Source organism: Mariniphaga sp. (genome assembly GCF_041687215.1).
GTDB lineage: Bacteria > Bacteroidota > Bacteroidia > Bacteroidales > Prolixibacteraceae > Mariniphaga.
In genome coordinates this window covers 1-20,426 of sequence record NZ_JAWLCI010000061.1, presented here as the reverse complement: position 1 = coordinate 20,426, position 20,426 = coordinate 1, and the positions used below count along the sequence as shown (strand labels likewise).

Annotated in this window: 15 protein-coding genes; 4 read left to right on the top strand and 11 right to left on the bottom strand. The window is 41.1% G+C overall.

The window, feature by feature from the left end:
- The first annotated feature begins 24 nt into the window (after positions 1 to 24).
- From kdsA to ACESMA_RS17320, 3 genes are all read left to right on the top strand, one after another.
- Entirely contained in the window at positions 25 to 963 is a 939-nt protein-coding gene (gene kdsA / locus ACESMA_RS17330; RefSeq protein WP_372950121.1) for a 3-deoxy-8-phosphooctulonate synthase, read from the top strand.
- Between the two features lie 279 nt (positions 964 to 1,242).
- On the top strand, positions 1,243 to 1,656 hold the full coding sequence (locus ACESMA_RS17325; RefSeq protein ID WP_372950120.1) for a Dabb family protein: 414 nt from the start codon (positions 1,243 to 1,245) through the stop codon (positions 1,654 to 1,656).
- Positions 1,657 to 1,815: 159 nt separating this feature from the next.
- Entirely contained in the window at positions 1,816 to 2,928 is a 1,113-nt protein-coding gene (locus tag ACESMA_RS17320; RefSeq protein ID WP_372950128.1) for an ATP-binding protein, read from the top strand.
- On the opposite strand, the gene ACESMA_RS17315 is transcribed toward ACESMA_RS17320, so the two are convergent.
- From ACESMA_RS17315 to ACESMA_RS17305, 3 genes are all read right to left on the bottom strand, one after another.
- Positions 2,922 to 4,154, bottom strand: coding sequence for a nucleoside recognition domain-containing protein (locus ACESMA_RS17315; RefSeq protein ID WP_372950119.1), 1,233 nt, complete (start codon positions 4,152 to 4,154; stop codon positions 2,922 to 2,924). The two genes, ACESMA_RS17320 and ACESMA_RS17315, sit on opposite strands and share 7 nt — an antisense overlap.
- Before the next feature lie 84 nt (positions 4,155 to 4,238).
- Positions 4,239 to 6,065, bottom strand: coding sequence for a RagB/SusD family nutrient uptake outer membrane protein (locus tag ACESMA_RS17310; protein ID WP_372950118.1), 1,827 nt, complete (start codon positions 6,063 to 6,065; stop codon positions 4,239 to 4,241).
- A 34-nt stretch (positions 6,066 to 6,099) separates the two neighbouring features.
- On the bottom strand, positions 6,100 to 9,324 hold the full coding sequence (locus ACESMA_RS17305) for a SusC/RagA family TonB-linked outer membrane protein (RefSeq protein ID WP_372950117.1): 3,225 nt from the start codon (positions 9,322 to 9,324) through the stop codon (positions 6,100 to 6,102).
- A 298-nt stretch (positions 9,325 to 9,622) separates the two neighbouring features.
- On the opposite strand from ACESMA_RS17305, the gene ACESMA_RS17300 reads away from it, so the two are divergent.
- Positions 9,623 to 10,447: a hypothetical protein gene (locus ACESMA_RS17300; protein WP_372950116.1), complete on the top strand. Its 825-nt coding sequence runs from the start codon at positions 9,623 to 9,625 to the stop codon at positions 10,445 to 10,447.
- Positions 10,448 to 10,509: 62 nt separating this feature from the next.
- Here the strand turns inward: ACESMA_RS17300 and ACESMA_RS17295 are convergent, their stop codons facing one another.
- The 8 genes from ACESMA_RS17295 to ACESMA_RS17260 form a co-directional block, all read right to left on the bottom strand.
- On the bottom strand, positions 10,510 to 12,183 hold the full coding sequence (locus ACESMA_RS17295) for a ribulokinase (protein ID WP_372950115.1): 1,674 nt from the start codon (positions 12,181 to 12,183) through the stop codon (positions 10,510 to 10,512).
- 12 nt (positions 12,184 to 12,195) lie between these two features.
- On the bottom strand, positions 12,196 to 12,882 hold the full coding sequence (gene araD, locus ACESMA_RS17290; protein ID WP_372950114.1) for an L-ribulose-5-phosphate 4-epimerase: 687 nt from the start codon (positions 12,880 to 12,882) through the stop codon (positions 12,196 to 12,198).
- A gap of 205 nt (positions 12,883 to 13,087) precedes the next feature.
- Complete coding sequence (locus ACESMA_RS17285; RefSeq protein WP_372950113.1) at positions 13,088 to 13,543, bottom strand: Hsp20/alpha crystallin family protein; 456 nt, start codon at positions 13,541 to 13,543, stop codon at positions 13,088 to 13,090.
- 277 nt (positions 13,544 to 13,820) lie between these two features.
- The gene (locus ACESMA_RS17280) at positions 13,821 to 14,675 is read right to left on the bottom strand and encodes a tetratricopeptide repeat protein (protein WP_372950112.1); all 855 of its coding nucleotides are present in this window, start codon (positions 14,673 to 14,675) and stop codon (positions 13,821 to 13,823) included.
- 239 nt (positions 14,676 to 14,914) lie between these two features.
- Positions 14,915 to 16,048, bottom strand: a complete 1,134-nt coding sequence (locus ACESMA_RS17275) for a glycerate kinase (RefSeq protein WP_372950111.1) — start codon at positions 16,046 to 16,048, stop codon at positions 14,915 to 14,917.
- Entirely contained in the window at positions 16,045 to 18,237 is a 2,193-nt protein-coding gene (locus ACESMA_RS17270) for a RelA/SpoT family protein (RefSeq protein ID WP_372950110.1), read from the bottom strand. The genes ACESMA_RS17275 and ACESMA_RS17270 overlap by 4 nt, the downstream gene beginning before the upstream one ends.
- Before the next feature lie 62 nt (positions 18,238 to 18,299).
- Entirely contained in the window at positions 18,300 to 18,821 is a 522-nt protein-coding gene (locus ACESMA_RS17265; RefSeq protein WP_372950109.1) for a ferritin, read from the bottom strand.
- Positions 18,822 to 19,064: 243 nt separating this feature from the next.
- A partial coding sequence (locus tag ACESMA_RS17260) for a PKD domain-containing protein (protein ID WP_372950108.1) occupies positions 19,065 to 20,426 on the bottom strand: 1,362 nt, incomplete at its 5' end.

The following is a 20,426-nucleotide window of genomic DNA, read 5'->3' as shown; positions in this document are numbered from 1 at the left end:
GAATTCAAAAAAAGGAAAAGCCATTTGAAAAACTATCCTGCTGTTACCGGGTTCTATATTGTAACTTGTTTTTTACAGGTTTCTTCGCCAAAGCAGGAAAGCGCGGTGCATCTTTTTCCTATTTTTGTGAAAAACTATAAATATATGTTGCCTGAAATAAAAAATCTGAAATACACCCAAGCAGGAAATTTTTTCCTGATGGCCGGTCCATGTGCCATCGAAGGAGAAAAAATGGCCATGGAAATTGCAGAAAAGATAGTTAAAATCACAGACTATCTGAAAATTCCATACATTTTTAAAGGTTCGTACCGAAAAGCCAACCGTTCGCGACTGGATTCGTTTACGGGCATTGGCGATGAAAAAGCGTTGAAAATCCTGCAAAAAGTGGGAGAAACATTTCAGGTTCCCACGGTTACCGACATTCATTCGGCTGAAGAAGCACTATTGGCAGCCGATTACGTGGAAGTCCTTCAAATTCCGGCTTTTCTCTGCCGCCAAACCGATATTCTGGTAGCTGCGGCCAAAACCGGAAAAGTTGTCAATATTAAAAAAGGACAGTTTTTGTCAGCCTATGCCATGCAGTTTGCCGTGAACAAAGTGAGGGAAAGCGGCAATCCAAACATCATTTTAACCGAACGGGGAACCACTTTTGGTTACCAGGATTTGATTGTTGATTACCGCGGAATTCCCGAAATGCAGAAAATGGAAGTGCCGGTTGTGCTCGACATCACCCACTCGTTGCAGCAGCCCAACCAGGCCAACGGAGTTACCGGTGGACAGCCCGAACTGATTGAAATCATTGCCCGTGCAGGAATTGCCGTAGGTGTTGATGGTATTTTTGTTGAAACGCACCCCAATCCGGCAGAAGCAAAATCAGACGGCGCCAACATGCTGAAACTCGACCTGCTGGAACCCCTGTTGGAGAAACTGTCGGAATTATATAAATTTGTGCAAAAGCTATAAAAGTAGAAACAATAGAATTAAAGGTGAGCAAAAGGGCAGCAAGACTTTTTAAAAATCTGGAGCCCAGAAAAAAAAGACAACTTGAAAAGTCATTTGAAAACATTTTAGAACCTAAAAAATCTTTAGAACAGATAATTAAAGAAATGCAGCGGGAAGCGAAAAAAAATGGTTTGATACAGGAAATTCTGGATGAAATCCTTAATGAAAAATAGAAAATTATTGTCTTAGATAACAAAATATTAAACACTTAAAAAAATCATCAAAAAGATATAAAATACGATGAAAAACAGACGATCATTTCTTAAAAAACTAGCTGCCGGAGCAGCAGTTGCCGGATTATTGCCGCTTTCAAAAAATGCCTCAGCTGGAGAAGTTCAACTTAAAGGTGCATTAATTCACCACGTATATTTCTGGCTGAAAGAGCCCAACAACGAAGTGCACAAAAAACAACTGGTAAAAGCGCTGAATGACTTGTTAAAAGTGGAAACTATTAAACTGAGCCACATTGGATTTCCGGCAGGCACAGAAAGCCGCGATGTGGTTGACCACTCCTATTCTGTTTCCTACATGACCATGTTCGAAGACCAGGCCGGACAGGACGCCTACCAGGTTCATCCTTTGCATGTGAAATTTGTGGAAGAAAATTCCCATTTGTGGGAGAAAGTGGTGGTTTACGATTCAGTGGATGCTTAAAAAATAAATCGATAAAGTTTTATATCAGGCAAAACGGATTTTGTTTTTCTATTTTTAACATTTTACCAAGTAAATTTAAAATAATTATTTAAATTCGCATGGTAAAATTCTTTTAAGATGTATATTAAAAGGTTTCTTGAAGAAGAAATATAAAACAGCCTGAAGCAGAATCCGGTCACGGCAATAATTGGTCCCCGGCAGAGCGGAAAATCAACACTTGCCAAACAACTTTTAAAGGAAGTCGACAGTCTTTATCTCGACCTGGAGAAACCTTCCGATTTACAAAAACTCGAAGACCCTGAATGGTTTCTCACTTCCCAAAAGAACAAATTAATTTGTCTGGATGAAATTCAGCGTAAACCTGAACTTTTTCCACTTTTAAGAAGCCTTACCGATGAATGGGAAAAAAATGGTTCATTCCTTATTTTGGGATCGGCCTCACGCGATTTGTTACGGCAAAGTTCTGAAAGCCTCGCAGGCAGAATCAGTTATAAAACCCTATACCCTCTTACCTGGGATGAAATAGAAACAGAATTCACCCAGGAAGATTACCTTGTCAAAGGAGGATTTCCAAGAAGCCTGTTGAACGATGATATAAACATTTCTTTCGACTGGAGACAGGACTTTACCACAACTTTTCTTGAGCGGGACTTGCTTCAATGGGCTGGCTTTTCAATAAAAACAATGCGGAATTTGTGGCATATGCTGGCACATCTGAACGGGCAGGTTGTAAATTACTCCATGCTTGGCAGGTCTCTGGATGTGAGTAACGTAACCGTAAAAAATTATATTGAATTGCTTGAATCGACTTTTATGGTTGCTATATTGCCCCCGTTTTTAAAAAATACGGGAAAGAGAATCATTAAAAATCCAAAAATATACCTTACCGATACAGGCATCACAAATTCCCTGCTAAAAATAAGGAATTTCGAGCAAATGACTGGTCATCCTGTTTTTGGTCACATCTGGGAATCACTCGTATTGATTAATTTAAAGGCTCATTTTCCACAAATGAATATTTCTTTTTACAGGACACAAAACGGGGCCGAGGTGGACTTTGTGATAGAATATGGAATTAAATCAGTTGCTATTGAATGTAAAGCATCCAAAGCACCGTCCCTTTCAAAAGGAAATTATAACGCCATTAACGATATCGATCCTGCAAAGACATTTGTTGTTGCACCTGTAAACAAAGGATGGCCAATGAAAAATGGAATTGATGTAGTTTCTGTAAGTGAGTTAATTTCACAAATCGGGCAAATCATTCAATGAAAAAACAAATACGCCATCAGAATAGCTGCAATGATTCCGGTAAAGTCGGCAATTAAGCCGCAAACCACGGCATAACGCGTATTTTTGATTCCTACAGAACCAAAATAAACAGCAATGATGTAAAACGTGGTATCGGTTGCTCCCTGTACCGTGCTGGCTACGCGACCTACAAATGAATCGGCGCCATAAGTTGTCATGGCATCCACCATCATTCCGCGGGCACCGCTGCCGCTGAGTGGTTTCATTAATGCCGTTGGCAATGCGGGTGTAAAATCGGTATTGATTCCAAGGAACTCAAAACCCCAGGTAAAGCCCGAAATCAGCCACTCCATGGCACCTGAAGCTCTAAAAACCCCAATGGCAACTAAAATTGCAACCAGGTAGGGAATAATTTTCACAGCCGTTTTAAACCCGTCTTTGGCGCCGTCGATAAAAGCTTCGTAAACATTCACCTTTTTCAGAAGCGCCATCACAATAAAAACGATAATCACCGTAAACAGAATAAAGTTGCTGGCCAGATTTGAAACTTGTGTCACCGCTTCTTTATCGAGCGTGGAAAAATACCAGATGATGCCTGCAATAACCAGTGTGAGCCCGCCAAGATAGGAAAGCACAACCTTATCGAGCAGGTTGATTTTTTGGTAAATGGCAACTGAAATGAGACCGGCCAGTGTAGAAAAATAGGTGGCCAGCAAAATGGGAATAAAAATATCCGATGGATTCACGGCACCCAGTTGTGCCCGGTAAACCATGATGCTGATGGGCAAAAGCGTTAATCCTGACGTATTGAGCACCAGGAACATAATTTGGGCGTTGGAGGCTGTGTTTTTATCCGGATTGGTTTCCTGCATCTCTTTCATGGCTTGCAAACCGGTGGGTGTGGCGGCATTGTCGAGGTTCAGCATATTGGCGGCAATATTCATCATAATGGAGCCGTAAGCCGGATGTGATTTCCCCAGTTCAGGGAAAAGCTTGTTGAAAAACGGACCAATTACACGCGAGAAAACGTTTACAATTCCACCTTTCTCTCCTATTTTCATGATGCCCATCCAAAGCGTTAAAACCCCGGTTAAACCTAACGAAATTTCGAAACCGGTTTTGGCCATATCGAAGGTTTCATTCACCATATTGGGAAAAACTTCCACATCGCCAAAAAACAGCAACCTGACCAGTCCTATCACAAAGGCAATCAGAAAAAAGAATATCCAGATGTAATTTAGTGCCATTTAATTTTTGAAAATTGGCTCCAAGATAACAAAAAAAGAGGGACCCGAAAGCCCCTCTTTTTTATAAATAATTATTTTATTAGCTTATCTGTATTCCGGACGTTGAACCAGAACACCAGGTTGCAAGTCAAGCTGAACCTGCGGAATAGGCATAAATTTATCAGCAGCAGGGTTAAAAACCTTGCCAGTCATAAATTCTCTAATTCTTAAATCAGCAGTGGCAAAACCATTCAGGGTTTGAGCCATGTCCACGCGCATTCCACCAGGTAAATCATCCCAGCGACGAAGGTCGAAGAAACGACGGCCTTCTGTGGCAAATTCAAGGCGTTGTTCCCACTGTGCAGCCCGCATTGCTTCTTCTTTTGTAGCAAATGCTCCATACAAACCAACTTTATAATTTGCAGCAGGTTGGGTCCAGTCAACATCTCCACCAGCCATGTAGTCACCGTCACTTGAACCTTCACCCCATGGATACGCTGTAGGAGGAAGTTCGTGAACAAGTACTTTACCCATAACAACCTGATTATCTGCCCGGTCGCGAATCATGTTGATGTAAGTTCGTGCCAGTTCCAGTTCTCCGTCAAAAGCAGCAATTTCAGCTCTCCACAAAAGCACGTGACTGTAACGCAAGTAACGGTAGTTATTGGCATTGATACCGGTTTGCCACCCTGTTGTAGTGGAAAGGCTGTAACGTTCAGATTTATTGAAGAACGGTTTTGCGGCAGGCATATACGGTCCACCTTCGGGTTGGTTGCGAACCCAGTCACGGCCACGGTTGATACCCCAGTCTTTGTAAGGAATTCCGCGGCGGCTCACTGTCCAGTCCAAGCGTGGATCAACCAGATGTTCATCAGGTACAAAAGTATCTTCAGAGGGTACTCCCTGATCGTTTTTTAAATCAACATTGTTAAATGTATCGAAAAGCGGGAAACCGTTGTCATCCACTTTATATGCATTAACCAAAGTTTGCGATGGTTGATGGAAACCACAACACATTCCGATATCGGATCCGTGTGGCCAGTTCAAACCAATTCCCATTTCTGCATTCAGCGATTCGTTAATATCATTTACGTTTGCCTGAATTTCAAAAATTGATTCCGCATTGTTATTGGTTTCAATATTGAAATTATCGATAAAGTTAGGCATCAGTGAATATTTTCCACTGTTGATGATATTATCGAGCAATGGTTTTGCTTCGGCATACTTCAGTTCCTGCAGGTAAGCACGTGCAGCAAGGGCCATTGCAGCATATTTGGTTGCCCGGCCTGGCTGTGCCTGCGATTCAGGAAGATTTTCCCATGCAAACTGCAGGTCGCTGATAATATGATTCAAAACTGCTCCCTCCGGGTTATCATTGGTAACCAAGGTAGGATCTTCGGTTTCTTCTGTAAGAATTGGAATATAATTGCCAAAAACCAGCCAGGACTCAAAATTGAAAAAGCCCCGCAGAAAACGGATTTCGGCACGAAACTTATTTGCTGTTGCAGCATCAATAGTACCCTGCTCTTCAGTAGCATTAATTATTTTCATTGTTTTATTGGCGCGGTCAATACCCATACCAATATTCAGTCTCCATTTATCAGCAGGATAATTGTTCGTAGTTAATACCTCCCAGCGTTCAATTTCATTAACAGGAACCTGGTCGGTGATTTCAGAACCTTTGTAAGCATCATCAGATGCAACAGAACCGTAAGTCCAGTTCTGAACAGATGCTCCCCAGGAAACTTCCCATAATGAACTGCCTGTTACCATGGCATACGTGCCCACAAGCAATGCATCAATTCCCTTTTCATCGTAAAAGACGTTTTCTGAAGTAGAGCCTAATGGGGTCTTGGTCAGAAAATCTTCTGAACATGAATTAATTATGGCCACTATCAGGGTCAGGGCCATTATCATTGATAGTCTTTTCATATTTTTCTGTTATTTAAATTATTAACATTAATTTTTATAATCCCAGGTTTACACCAAACATTATCTGACGTGGTGTTGGCCAGGCTCCCCTGTCCAATCCCATAGATACACCTGATGAATTCAATTCAGGATCGAGACCGCCATATTTGGTCAATGTAAACAAATTGGTAACCTGTACATAAAGTCCCAAACTCTTAATCTGAGCTCTTTCAAGCAGACTAGTTGGTAAAGTATATCCTAAACGCAACGTTTTCAATCTCAGGTACGACCCATCTTCAAGAAAAGCACTGGAAGGTTCCTGCGAAATATCACTGTAGTCGAGCATTGGAAGTTTTGCATCGGCATTATTGCTTAAATGCGGACTTCCCCAGCTTTTATACAATGCATCTTTGCTTAAACCGCCATTGAACTGACCGTAATCAATCCAGCGGGTAACATAATTACTGATCATATTTCCATAACTTCCGTAGAAAAACATATTCAGGTCGAAATTGCCATATCCCAAATTAATGTTCAAACCACCGGTAAAATCTGGATGCGGACTGCCAATAAAAGTCCTGTCAGCAGCAGTAATAACACCATCAGTTGCATCCGGAATACCATCTCCGTCCGTGTCAACAGTTAGTTGATCAACAAATTTGAAGTGTCCCGGCTGGTTGTACGTTCCGTCAGCTCCAATGGCAGTTGGCCATCCGGCAGCTTCAGCCTCGGTCTGGAAAATACCATCCACTTCATATCCGAAAAATTCCGGGAAAGCATGGCCTACAGCCACACGGGTATATTCTTTCTGACGTTCAAACTGTCCGGTAAAATAATCATCTGCTTCGCCTCCCAGTTTTGTAACCTCATTTTTATAACGCGAAACAGTAGCTTTTAGATTATATCTAAAATTTCCATCCATTGCAGTATTGGCATAGCCCAGTTCAAAATCAAACCCCTTATTCATCATTTCAGCAATATTGATATAAGGTGGGGTGGCATCTCCCATTACTTGCGGTAATGGCAGGCGGTGAAGCATATCGGAAGTTTCGCGTTGCCACAAATCGAGTGAAAAAGATAGTGAATTATCGAGCATGTTACCATCAATACCCAGGTTCAGAGTTTTAGTTGTTTCCCAGGTTACATCTTCATTACCCAAAGTTGATGGCATAAATCCGGAAATAGCTCCGGTATTGGACCCATCAAGTGCATAAGATGAACGGTAAGCATCAGAACGAAAAGTTGAAAATGAATTGTAATTTCCACCTGGCATGCGATCGTTTCCAGACATCCCCCAACCTATTCTTACCTTTAACATATCGAGCCAGTTTCCGGTTCCGCCCATAAAATCTTCTTCTGAAAGGGCCCATGCCGCAGATGCAGCAGGGAATGTGGCGTAACGGTTAGCTGCACTGAATTTAGAAGAACCGTCTCGCCGGGCAGTTAATTCAAAAAAGTATTTTCCCATCAGGTCGTAGTTTACACGGCCAAATACAGAAAATAAAGACCATTCATCTCCGTTTCCGCTGTTATCCCTGTTTGATTCTCCGGAATCCAACTGCATATAAAGCGGATCTTCTGAGAAGTAACTTCTGCGGCTTGCATTTAATGACTGGTATTTGTTATCGATAGCTTCCGTTCCTAAAACTACGTTTAACCTGTGTATTCCGTCAAAAGATGCGTTGTAATTTAAGGTATTGGACCAGTTCCATTGCAGCGAATAGTTTGAATCTGCATTCATGCCATTAACCAATTGAGGTTCAGAAAATTCAGGATTGGGAATATTGTATCCTTTGTAATTCCATTGCCCCCAGTTGTACCCAAACAACGTTCTTGCAGTCAGTCCTTCCATAAAGGTTACTTCAGCAAAAGCATTTCCAAGAATGCGGACATATTTTCCGTTGTTATTCCTTTGCCTGTACATAACGGCCACCGGGTTTTCGGCATTGCCCATTTGCGGTGCTTTTGAACCGGCAAAATGTTCTCCGCTAATATCGTAAACCGGAATAATGGGTTGTGCACGGTATGCATGTGAAATAGGGCTGTCTTCAGCGTTGTCTGTAAACCGGCCCATTTCATCAATATAAGAAACCTGAAGTGATTCTCCGGCTCTGAACCAATCGTTGAATTTGGCTTCGGAATTCATCCTGAAAGTGTATCTTTTAAAGTCGGAATGGATAATAAATCCTTCTTCATCCAGATAATTTCCAGAAAAAGAATAGGTGGCATTTTGTCCGCCTCCTCTTACTGAAAGGTCATATTCCTGCACCATTCCATTCTGGTAAATTTCATCATACCAGTTAGTTCCTTCCTTATTAGCTCTGAAAATCTGATTATCATAAAAACTATAAGCACTTTCATCAACATCTCCCGCCATGGCGCCCGCTGGTAAAATATAATCAGGTATAACCGGATTGGGACCTGTTCCATATTGAGCATGAGACAATTCCATGTTTCGGTTTTTCAAGGACAACCAAACGGCATCTGCATATTCCTTAGTATTCAGCATGTCGTACTGATTGGAAGCCTGTGAGATACCGGTTTTAAGAGAAAAATTAATGGCAGGTTCCTGGTTTGCACGACCTCTTTTGGTAGTAATAATTACAACACCGTTTGCACCCCTGGTACCATAAATGGCGGCAGAAGAAGCATCTTTCAAAATTGAAATGGATTCAATATCATTCGGGTTGATATTATTCCCTGGTCCTACAGGCACCCCATCAATTACATACAATGGATTGGGATCATTAATAGTACCGATACCCCGGATACGAATGGTAGCCTGACCACCCGGCCGGTTTGCGGCGGTAATGTTTACCCCGGCAACCTGTCCCTGAAGACGGCTGATAACACTCGGTGCATTGGAAACCTGCAATGCTTCTTCAGAAATAGAAGAAACGGCACCAGTAAGTTCTTCTTTCAAACGGGTACCGTACCCAACTACCACAACCTCGTCAACCCCAATCATATCGGGCCGCATGGTAATATTAACAGTAGTCTGGTTACCTATTTCAATTTCCTGCCTTAACATACCGATGTATGAAAAAACAAGAACATTGGCACTTTCAGGTACCTCTAATTGATAACCGCCATCAACATTGGTTATGGTTCCTGTTGTGGTTCCCTGCACAACTACCGTAACTCCGGGCAGCGGAGAACCAGTATCATCAGTCACCGTTCCGTTGATAGTTTTTTGCTGTGCCCAGGCTCCTGTAGAGAACGCCATAATAACAGCAAACACAAACAAGGGCAAAAACCCCTTTAGATGTTTTTTTTCCATAGATTTTAATTTTTGATAATTAATATTTAAAAAGAGAGATTTATGTACAATGAAGTACTTTCTTTGTTATGGAGATATTTGAGATTGATTTTTTCATAGGCATTAGTTTATTGGTTTTCTTTCGTAATTAACACATTTATTAAAACGTATTAAATCAGTAGTTCATAGTTGAATGGTCAAATCTATAAATTTTTTTCGGGATTAAAAAATACAACAGTCACCAAAAAATTATTACTTTTCGCACTAAATGTGAAGATAACAATATAAACAACTATCAAACAATACCATTCTTACTAAAATGAAAAAAATATTATTCTGGACATTGGCTGTATTAATCACTTTTTCTGCTATTATTTATCAACGCAAAACCGGCCCTACCTATGATAAAAAAGTGGATATAAATATTGAAGGAACTGAATACAAATTCAAACTGGTAAGAAGTCATGGCGGGGAATCAGACTGTCAGGTTGTAATAAATATACCGGATAAAACGGTAACAGGAGAACTCATGTATCGCGTTTTTCCAACCAAAAATGAATGGGCTGTTGTTAAAATGAAACGGTTAGATGATGTTCTATCAGCATCGCTCCCCAACTTACCTCCTGCCGGAAAATATGAATACAAAATTGATTTGGAAAAAGACGGAAAAACTTATTCTCTCAATAATGGTTATCCAGTTATTATTCGCTTCAAGGGCGATGTTCCGACAAGTGTTTTAATTCCGCACGTAATACTCATGTTTATTGCCATGTTTTTAGGGAACCTCGCCGGAATAATGGCGCTGTTTAAAGAACCGAATTTTAAACTTTACACCAAACTTACTTTTTGGACCTTGCTTGTAGGCGGATTAATTTTCGGGCCCTGGGTCCAGTGGCATGCCTTTGGCGAAGCCTGGGCCGGCGTACCTTTTGCCTGGGATTTAACCGATAACAAAACTCTTGTGGCATTTATTTTCTGGTTGCTGGCTCTTTTAATGAACCGCAAAAAAGAACGTCCCGCCTACACCGTTGTGGCGGCTATAATAATGCTAATTATTTACTCCATTCCGCACAGCATGTACGGTTCGCAACTCGACCCCGAAACCGGTGAAATTATTCAGGGGTGGATAAGAATATTCTGGTAGAAATTAAACTGCCGGATGAAAAATCCGGCAGTTTAATTTTCCTTTATTGATTATACCTTTTTTTATTTCTCGTATTCAAATTCGATAAACTTTCCAAATTTCTTATACTTTTCGTAAAGCACTTTATACTTTTCTACATTTTCAGGAATGGGATGGTATTCAGTTTCGATGCCGCTACCCATTTTCTTTTGAGCTTCAAAGGTGTTTGCATACACACCGGCAGCCACTGCGGCAGCCATTGCCGAACCCAATGCACAGGCCTGTTCGGATCGGGCAACTTTAATGGGCATATTCAGCACATCGGCTACCACCTGCATTACAAACGGCGATTTTTTGGCCACGCCGCCCAACGCAATTACGCCGTCAATCCGGACGCCTTCTGCTATAAACCGGTCGTTAATGGCTTTTGAGCCAAATGCGGTTGCCTCTACCAAAGCGCGGAAAATCCGCGGTGCATCCGATCCCAGATTCAAACCGGCAATGGCGCCTTTCAGGTTTTGATTGGCATCAGGGGTGCGCCGTCCGTTCATCCAGTCGAGGGCCACAATACCGCTTTCTTCCAAAGGAACTTTGGCCGCTTCTTCGTTTAAACGTGCAATTATTTTGTCCGAAGTTTCCTCAATCAGTTTTTCACGGGATTGCTCATCCACTAATTTCGTTTCTGCTAAAATATTTTTAAGTGGCCATTCCAGCACCTGTTTAAACCAGGCATAAATATCGCCAAAAGCCGACTGCCCGGCTTCGAGTCCCAGCATTCCCGGAACAATGGAACCATCCACCTGACCGCAAATGCCGCTTACCAGTTTATCGCCGGCTTCTTCCATGGGAGCAATCAACATATCGCAGGTTGAAGTTCCCATCACTTTCGAAAGATAATAAGGTTCAATTTCGGCACCAACAGCACCCAAATGTGCATCGAAAGCCCCAACACCAACCACAACGTTTTTGGGCAGTCCAAGCTTTTCTGCCCACTCTTCCGAAAGCGTTCCGGCAGCTACGTCGCAGGTAAATGTTTCTTTGTAAAGTCGCTCGCGCAATCCAGCCAGCATGGGATCCAATGCAGTTAAAAATTCTTCTGAAGGAAGTCCGTCAAAAGCTTCGTGCCACATGGCTTTGTGTCCGGCTGCGCAACGGCTGCGTTTCAGTGTTTTCGGGTTGGTATTTCCGGTTAGCAATGCGGGAATCCAGTCGCAATGTTCCACCCAGGAATAAGCTGCACGGTAAACACCGGCATCTTCCCGGATGATGTGCAAAAGTTTAGCCCAAAACCATTCCGACGAATAAATGCCCCCTTCATATTTGGTAAAGTCGATTTCCCATTTGCGGGCCAGTTCGTTAATTTCTTCTGCTTCCTTTACTGAGGTATGGTCTTTCCACAACACAAACATGGCATTGGAATTTTCCTCAAAGCCAGGCGTTAAAGAAAGAGGCGTTCCCTTTTCGTCAACCGCAACCGGAGTTGAACCTGTGGTATCAACTGAAATACCAACTACCTTTTCAGCCACGCCGGAAGGAGCTTGCTTCAGCGCCTCTTTGATGGTAAATTCCAGGCCTTCGAGGTAATCTTTTGGATGTTGCCGAAACTGATTTGACGGTGGATCACAATATTTTCCCTGTTTCCAACGCGAATAATTATACAATGCGCTGGTAATCTCTTCGCCTGTTTCCACATTTACAATTAACGACCGAACCGAATCGGTACCGTAATCCAGTCCAATGGTATATTTTTCACTCATATTTATTGATTTTTATTTTTGACCATAATAGGCATCTTTACCGTGTTTGCGCAAATAATGTTTATCAAGAAGCGACTTACTCATTTCAGCTTCAGGGTTTAAAACAAACGTACGGAATGCCATTTTTGCCACTTCCTCCATTACCACTGCATTGTGCACAGCTTTGTATGCATCTGTACCCCAGGAAAAAGGGCCATGATTATTCACCAAAACACCGGGAACATTATCCGGATCAAGGTTTTTAAACCGCTCCACAATCACCTTCCCGGTTTCTTTTTCGTAATCGCCTTCAATTTCATTCTGCGTCAAAGCACGGGTGCAGGGAACTTCTCCATAAAAATAGTCGGCATGTGTGGTTCCCAGTGCCGGAATTCCCCGACCTGCCTGTGCCCAACTGGTGGCCCATTCAGAATGGGTATGCACAATTCCCCCAATGTTTTTAAACTGCCTGTATAAAACCAGATGGGTTGGCGTATCGCTTGAAGGTTTTAAAGTTCCTTCCACCAATTGTCCGTAAAGGTTGAGGATCACCATGTCTTTGGGTTTCATTTTTTCATAAGAAACACCGCTGGGTTTTATCACTACATGGCCGGTTTCACGATCGATTCCACTCACATTTCCCCAGGTAAAAATTACGAGGCCGTGTTTTACCAAATCGATGTTGGCCTGGAAAACCTGTTCCTTTAATTGTTCAAGCATTTTATTTTGTCATTAGTCATCAGTCACTGGTCATTAGCCGTTGGTTGACTCTTGAAATAAGGCTGATTGTTTAAAAAGTAAAAATAACACTTAATTTCCAGATTTAAAACCAGTATGAAAGACTTTTTAGATTATTCCTCATAAAAAAAGGCCTGGCAAAATGCCAGACCTTCTCACCTAATTTACTTTTATTTGCTATGAACAATTACCCTATTTTAATTTCTACCGGTGGTTTTACCTGAGCTTCTTCTTTTTTGGGTAGGGTCAGTTCCAGGATTCCGTTTTCGAAGCGGGCGTTAATTTTTTCAGCATCTACAGTTTTAGGTACTTTAAATTTCCTCTCAAAATTGTACACACCAAATTCACGGCGTTCGTATTTATATTCTTCCCTGTTTTCTTCTTTTTCTTCCGGAAGTTCAACCTTAACGGTTAATACGTTTTCGTGGAAGTTTAACTGAACATCTTCTTTTTTGAATCCCGGTAATAAAAGTTCCATCCGAAAATTTTTATCTGTTTCAAAGATGTTTGTTGCCGGTTTGCAATTGCAATCGTTCAGATAATTTTCATCATAATCGTTCCGCAAAAAGTTGTTAAACAACTCATTTACCAAATTCTGGTTTACAGTGCGGTGCGGGTGGTTGTGAAATCTTACTAAGTTCATGTTTTTTCCTCCTAAAATTTTATTGTAACTAATTATTTTCTACTCTGGGAGGTGTAAATCAATTCCTGTTCCAACTTAATAAACCGGAAATTTATGGGAAGAAAACCGGAAATCTTGCGCCATATTGTCTGAAAACTGCTAAAAAACATGAACAATTGTCATCTTATTTAAATATGCACATTCTTGAATCTAAGGACAACTTATCATTATGGAACAAAAAAACAGCCGTGCGATTTAAAATCACACGGCTGTTTTTAGTTCTTATTTTATTCTTCAATTAACTTCCAAGAACAGCATTGCAGGCATCAATCAGCTTTTGTGCGTTTTGATTACCGGAATCCAGAGCTTTGGCTTTTTCGAGAACTTCAACAGCAGATTTGAATTCAGTCTTGGCTTTTTCAACTTCTGCAGTATAGGCATCATCAGCAGTTGTGATGGCTCCGCTGCTTACTTTTTCATTGGCAGCAGTTAAAATGGCCACACCTTTTTTGTAAATATCATTTCCTTCTGAAACGTAAATATTGGCCAGTGCAGATGAGATTTTATCATCAGCCGGATATTTTTCAACACCCTCTTCCAGTGCTGCTTTGTATTCAGCATCTTTGTTTTGTTTGCGAAGTGTAACTGCTTTGTAGTACAATGCCGTTTCACCACGATAGTTGTTTTGCACACTTTTGCTGAAAAGTTCAACAGCTTTGTCCAGTAATTCGCCCCGGTATGCAGCAATTGCAGCATTAAAAACCAAAGCCGGATCATTTTCTTCGGCAGTTGCTATTGCTTGCTCGTAGCTGGCTACCGCATTGGCATAGTCTTCCTTATCGTTGTAGGCCAACGCTTTGTATTCGTGACTTTTAGAAACATTCACACCAGCTTCAATTGCTTTGTCGAAATACTCAACTGCCCCTTGCAGGTTGTTCGATTTGTAAGCGGCAAATCCGATATTGAAATTAATGGCAGGTTCAACCTGAACATCACCAATATTCTTCATTGCTTCATCGTAAAGCGTAAATGCTTTTGCGTAATCCTCTGCTTTCAGGGCTTCGTTTGCCTGATTGATTTTTTCGGCCGCATCCTGTGCAAAGGAGAAAACCGACAAGAGAAGGGCCGCCATTACTACAAATACTTTTTTCATTTTTTCATTTTTAAATTTTATATTAAATATTCTTTTTTCCTAACCGATTTTTCAAGAGAAGTCCCAAAAATAACAATATTGATTAAAAATCCTACAATAATTATTTACTTCAATTTTTTAGTCCGGTAGAATCAATTTTCAAATACCCTGCCAAAGATCAAAAATTTTTCATTTTTTTGTTATCGATTGTCAATGTAAAATTCTTAGAATGAAACACTTTAAACCTTATTAAGTTTAGTTTATTTTAATTTTATATGAACAGAATGAATTAATTTTGCCAACTCAAAAGACAAATTAAAAAGCATTTCAGGAGAATGTTGCATAGATTCTTCCAGACTAACCGGTCCAGGAGTAATACTGAAAACTCCGTCAAAGGCATTTGAAATTTCTTTTTGAACGGTCCCGCCTATTGCAATTACGGGTTTTCCGGCTTTTCGGGCAGCGTCGGCCACAGCTTTCGGAGCTTTGTTGTGAAGCGTCTGGCTGTCCAGTTTGCCTTCGCCGGTAATGACAAGATCGGCCCATTCAACCTGCCTTTCAAAATTAAGTTGAGATAAAATAAATGAGGCTCCGGGAACAATTTCAGCACGATAATAAGCCAAAAGCGGAAGTGCAATTCCACCGGCAGCACCTGCCCCTTTCAGATTTGCCAGTTCTTTTCCACTTTCATTTTCCAAAATTTCAGCCCAGTTGGCCAGTCCTTTTTCCAATTGAGTTACCATTTTGGATGTTGCACCCTTTTGTGGCCCAAAAACAGTTGCAGCACCGTTTTCTCCCAGTAAAGGATTATCCACATCGCAAATAATTTTTATGCTAATATCATTTGGAAGCAGCGGTTTGCGGATTTCTGCAACATATTCCAGGTTTTCCCCAATTCCTTTAAGTTCAAGGAGTTTTTTATCGAAAAACTGAAAACCGAGGGCTTCCAGCATTCCCATTCCTCCATCCACAGTGGCGCTCCCTCCCACCCCCAAAAATATTTCTGAACAACCTGAATCCAGGGCTTCCTGAATTAATTGCCCGGTACCAAACGAAGAAGTTTTCAGCGGATTCAGTTCATCGGTTTTGAGTAATTTAATTCCTGAAGCATCGGCCATTTCAATGATGGCTGTTTTTCCGGCTTTGGCAAATTTTGATTTCACTTTCCGGCCAAGAGGATCATGAACTTCGGCTTTAATCACTTCAGCATTTAAAGCCCGACATAAAACTTCGCCGGTAAAATCGCCTCCATCGGCAACAGGCACTTTTCGAACTGAAAAATCATTCGATACTTTTAAGAACGCTTTTTCAACCACATCGGCAAAATCAAAAGCATTCAAACTTCCTTTCATCGAGTTTGGGGCGACCAGTATTTTAATCTGTTTTTTACTCATGTTTCACCTCTTGTTACTGAAACTACACCTTTAACTTTTTTCATTTTATGAATTAAAAATTCGAGATGGTCGAGATTGTAAACCGAAAGTTTCAGAATTCCCTCGAATTTTCCCCGGTTCGTGTCAATATTGATGGAGCGCAGCCGGGCGCCGGTGTCTTTCGCAATAATGTGGGAAATTTCGGAAACAATGCCGGCTTCATCAGTTCCTGAAATAAACAAAGTAGTTAAAAATGCCCCCGGACTTGTGGTTTCTTTCCACTTGGCTTTAATAACCCGGTATGGAAAACGTTCCTTCATTTGCGGAGCATTGGGACAACTGGAACGATGAATTTTTATTCCTTCGCTTATGGTTACAAAACCAAAAATAGAATCGCCAAAAACCGGATTACAACAACGGGCAAGTTTGTAGTTTATATTTTTCAGGTTATTGTCTATAACCAAATAATCATCGCCGCCTTCGAAGGTTAACTCCTGAACTTCTTTCCTGTGAAACAATTCTTCCATTTTCCGGCGGGCCGTTTCTTCTTCAGGTTTTTCAGTTATTAAAGATTTAATTTCAAGCGGATCGATTTTCCCATTGGCCAATTCGCCATAAAAATCGATGGCCAACTTAAATTCGTATTTTTTAAGCATTTTCCGAATGGCCTCGTCGTTCAGTTCCAGCTTCCAGTTTTTAAATTTACGGGTTAAAATTTCACGGCCCTGTTCGGCCAGGTTTTTTTTCTCTTCATTTAAACTGGCTTTTACCCGGCTAATGGCTTTAGATGTAACGAGAAAATCGAGCCAGTCCATTTTGGGCTTCTGGTTATTTGATGTTTCAATGGTAACCTGGTCGCCGTTTTTCAGTTTGTATTTGAGTGTCACTTTTTTTCCGTTCACTTTTCCTCCAACACATTTATCGCCCAAATGTGAATGAATTTCGTAAGCGAAATCGAGCAATGTAGAACCAGCCGGCATTTTTTTCAAATCGCCTTTAGGGGTAAAAACAAAGGTTTCATCTTTGTAAATATCGAGACTGAAATGGTCGATAAAATCCACCACATTCAATTCCGGATTTTCAAGGATTTCCCGGATTCCTGCCAGCCATTCGTCGAATCCTGAACTCTCTTTTCCACCTTTGTACTTCCAGTGTGCAGCCAAACCCTTTTCGGCCACTTCGTCCATGCGTTTCGTACGAATCTGAACTTCAACCCAACGTCCTTTGGGCCCCATCACCGTGGCATGCAACGATTCATATCCATTCGATTTCGGAATGGTGATCCAGTCGCGCATCCGTTCCGGATTGGCCTGGTACTGTTCTGTAACAACCGAATAAACAGTCCAGCAATCTGCCTTCTCATTTTCGGGTTTTGAATGAAGTATAATCCGAATGGCAAACAAATCCATCACCTCGTCAAATGATACATTTTTTTTCTGCATTTTATTCCAGATGGAATAAACCGATTTGGTTCGCGCTTTCATGGAAAAACTGAAACCTTTGTCCTTCAGCGTTTTTTCTACCGGCTTAACAAATTCAGCCACAAAACTCTCGCGTTCTTCGCGGGTTTCCTGCAACCGGTTCACCACATACTGGTAGCCTTGTGGTTTTTGATATTTCAGGCACAGGTCCAGCATTTCAGAATTGATGGCATACAATCCCAGCCGATGAGCTAACGGTGCGTAGAGGTGTGATGTTTCGTTCACTAATCTTTGCCGGGCATTTTCGTCGTAAACATCCAGATTTCGCATGACCTGGAGGCGATCTGCGGTTTTGATGAGTATAACCCGCACATCGCCGGCCAAAGCCATTAACAATTTGCGGTAATTTTCAGGATGAAGTTCAACCGTGTCGGTGCCCAAAGCATTGATTTTAGCCATTCCCTCAAGAATGGAATAAACCGACTGACCGAAGTTTTTTTCCAACTCCTCGCGGTTAACCTTCCTGTCCAGTCCGGCATACATTATATTATGGAGCAAACCAGTGATGACAGAATCCGGTTCAAGACCAATTTCTTCTGCAATTATTGAGGAAACCTCAAGTGAATGATTCAGAATAAATTCTCCGGTTTTAAACTGTTTATTGCCAATAACAGTCCGGGCAAACCGGAAAGTATCATCCAGCCGGGTTAAAGCAGTTTCACCCCAGGTTAAACGGCAAAATTCTTTTAATTGCTCATAACGTGTATATGCCTCTTCAAGATAATCCATTTTCGTATAAAAAAAGGCTGCACACCGGCAGCCTCTGGTCATTTAATATTTTGAATTCAGAATCATTCTGCCGTTTGTGTAGTATCAACAAAGGTACGCTGGCGCAGTTCACGATCAAGCATAAACAACCCGTTTCCTTTACCTTCGCCTTCAATCAGTTTTAAACTGTCAAGGATTTCGGTTACGTTGGCCTCTTCCTCTACCTGCTCGTCAACAAACCATTGTAAAAAGCTCTGGGTGGCATGGTCACGTTCTTCAGAAGCCACATCTACTAAATTGTTGATAAGATCAGTCACGTGTTGTTCGTGTTCCAGTGTTTTCTCGACTACCTGTAACACGCTTTCAAAATCTGCCGGCATTTGTTTAATTGCCTTAACTTCGGCTTTGCCACTGCGCTCAACTATGTATTTAAAGATTTTGTTGGCGTGTGTCAGTTCTTCCTGATACTGTACATACATCCAGTTGGCAAAACCGGGCAGGCCTTTATCCTCGAACCAGGCCGACATGGACAAATAAAGTAACGCTGAATATTGTTCGGCATTAACCTGTTCATTTAAAGCTTTTAATACTTTTTCTTTTAACATGCTGTGTAGATTTTAAATGTTCGATAAAATTATAAAAATCTGAACATATATAAAAAAGAAAGGTTCAAAAATGAGGCTATGTTAATTATGAGTTTTTATGAAGTACTATTTTTTTGAATTTGATTTAAAAATCAATTAAAGAAAACCCTCTCTGATTTAACTCAAAGAGGGTTTTTCAGCTTATTACTCTCCACTCCTATTTACCCAATAATGAGCAAATAAATAATTTGATCTTGCAAAAATCTATTCCTTCTTAAAAATTACTTTACCACTTTCAACTTTATCGCCCAAAATTAGACGGTAAACGTAAAATGAACTTACCAATTTTTCAGGTTTAAACTCAGCTTGGTAAAGCACTCCACTTTCAACATCTTGTTCGAAAATTGTTCTTATTAATCTACCATTCATATCTAAGATATCTATTCGGGCATTTACTGATTCAATTGAAATAAATTCAATTCTTAACCTCTCATAGAAAGGATTTGGAAATACATTCAAATCCAACAGCCATTCTATATTATCAATTTGCATTGATGATGTAATTAATTCGGATTTAAACTTCGGTGAATGTATGACTATTGAACCACTACTGATTTCTGTTTCCATCTGATTGTCATATATCAATTCACCACTATCCATATCCCAGATTCTTATGCGCAACTGATCAGGTGCTCCTTTACTTCCGTCAACAACAGAAATTCTAAAACCATAATTTCCTGATCCGTTAATTGTTCCTGTACCTTGAAATTGAGCTTTTTTATCACTCGATACAACCAACCACTCATAATCGGTGCTGTTGAAATTTAAATTTGCAGCCCGGAATTGGAATTCCGTATGGCCGGAAGGTTTAGATCTTCCTTTTTGATATTTTGCAACAAATCCAAAACTTGCCTTTCCAATTAGAGATGGATCAGCAAAATAAGCTCCGGGAGGCGACATAAACCAACCACCACCGGTAACAAAACCTCCATCCGGATCATATACTACAATGTACTCATAGATTTCAGTCACAGTGTTTTCGCATTCGTTGGTTGCTTCCACTGTTACCGTATAAACTCCGGGAGCCGGGTAAGAATGTGTTGCAGTTACGATGCCATCGGTTTCATCGGGGAAAGATTCTGTTACTCCTTCATCCCAAGTAATGGTTATATCAACAGGTGCACTGCTGCTATAATTTACCGTTAACTCTACCGGAGAATTGATTTCGACAGGCTCATTTGGATATGCCGTTACCGAAGTAATTTCTATTTCCGGGCAACCGCATTCCGGAGCGGTTACCGTTAATTCAGTGGTGCAGCCATTTAAGGTCGCCGTTAAAGTAACGTTTGTTCCCGCTGGAATACCGGTTACAGTCTTGGCTGTATTGTCTACAATGCCTGCTGTACTGCTGACAGTTCCGTTGCTTTCAAAAACAATAGCATAAGTCTGGAAATCCACAGCGCAGATCTTATCATTCAATTCAAGAGTTGGTGCCGGGTCGTAGTTTACGGTAACAACCGAGAAATCTTCAGGACAAGAACCTGATGCCGCAAAGGTATAAGTATAAACGCCACTAACCGGACCACTCCATGTTCCGCCTTCATCTGGATTGTCCTGTAAGGCAGC

What these genes read in the sequence shown, in the direction of transcription:
- ACESMA_RS17325 (WP_372950120.1), top strand. Translation starts at nt 1,243, where the DNA reads ATGAAAAACAGACGATCATTTCTTAAAAAACTAGCTGCCGGAGCAGCA.
- ACESMA_RS17315 (WP_372950119.1), bottom strand. Translation starts at nt 4,154, where the DNA reads ATGGCACTAAATTACATCTGGATATTCTTTTTTCTGATTGCCTTTGTG.
- ACESMA_RS17310 (WP_372950118.1), bottom strand. Translation starts at nt 6,065, where the DNA reads ATGAAAAGACTATCAATGATAATGGCCCTGACCCTGATAGTGGCCATA.
- ACESMA_RS17305 (WP_372950117.1), bottom strand. Translation starts at nt 9,324, where the DNA reads ATGGAAAAAAAACATCTAAAGGGGTTTTTGCCCTTGTTTGTGTTTGCT.
- ACESMA_RS17300 (WP_372950116.1), top strand. Translation starts at nt 9,623, where the DNA reads ATGAAAAAAATATTATTCTGGACATTGGCTGTATTAATCACTTTTTCT.
- ACESMA_RS17295 (WP_372950115.1), bottom strand. Translation starts at nt 12,183, where the DNA reads ATGAGTGAAAAATATACCATTGGACTGGATTACGGTACCGATTCGGTT.
- araD (WP_372950114.1), bottom strand. Translation starts at nt 12,882, where the DNA reads ATGCTTGAACAATTAAAGGAACAGGTTTTCCAGGCCAACATCGATTTG.
- ACESMA_RS17285 (WP_372950113.1), bottom strand. Translation starts at nt 13,543, where the DNA reads ATGAACTTAGTAAGATTTCACAACCACCCGCACCGCACTGTAAACCAG.
- ACESMA_RS17280 (WP_372950112.1), bottom strand. Translation starts at nt 14,675, where the DNA reads ATGAAAAAAGTATTTGTAGTAATGGCGGCCCTTCTCTTGTCGGTTTTC.
- ACESMA_RS17275 (WP_372950111.1), bottom strand. Translation starts at nt 16,048, where the DNA reads ATGAGTAAAAAACAGATTAAAATACTGGTCGCCCCAAACTCGATGAAA.
- ACESMA_RS17270 (WP_372950110.1), bottom strand. Translation starts at nt 18,237, where the DNA reads ATGGATTATCTTGAAGAGGCATATACACGTTATGAGCAATTAAAAGAA.
- ACESMA_RS17265 (WP_372950109.1), bottom strand. Translation starts at nt 18,821, where the DNA reads ATGTTAAAAGAAAAAGTATTAAAAGCTTTAAATGAACAGGTTAATGCC.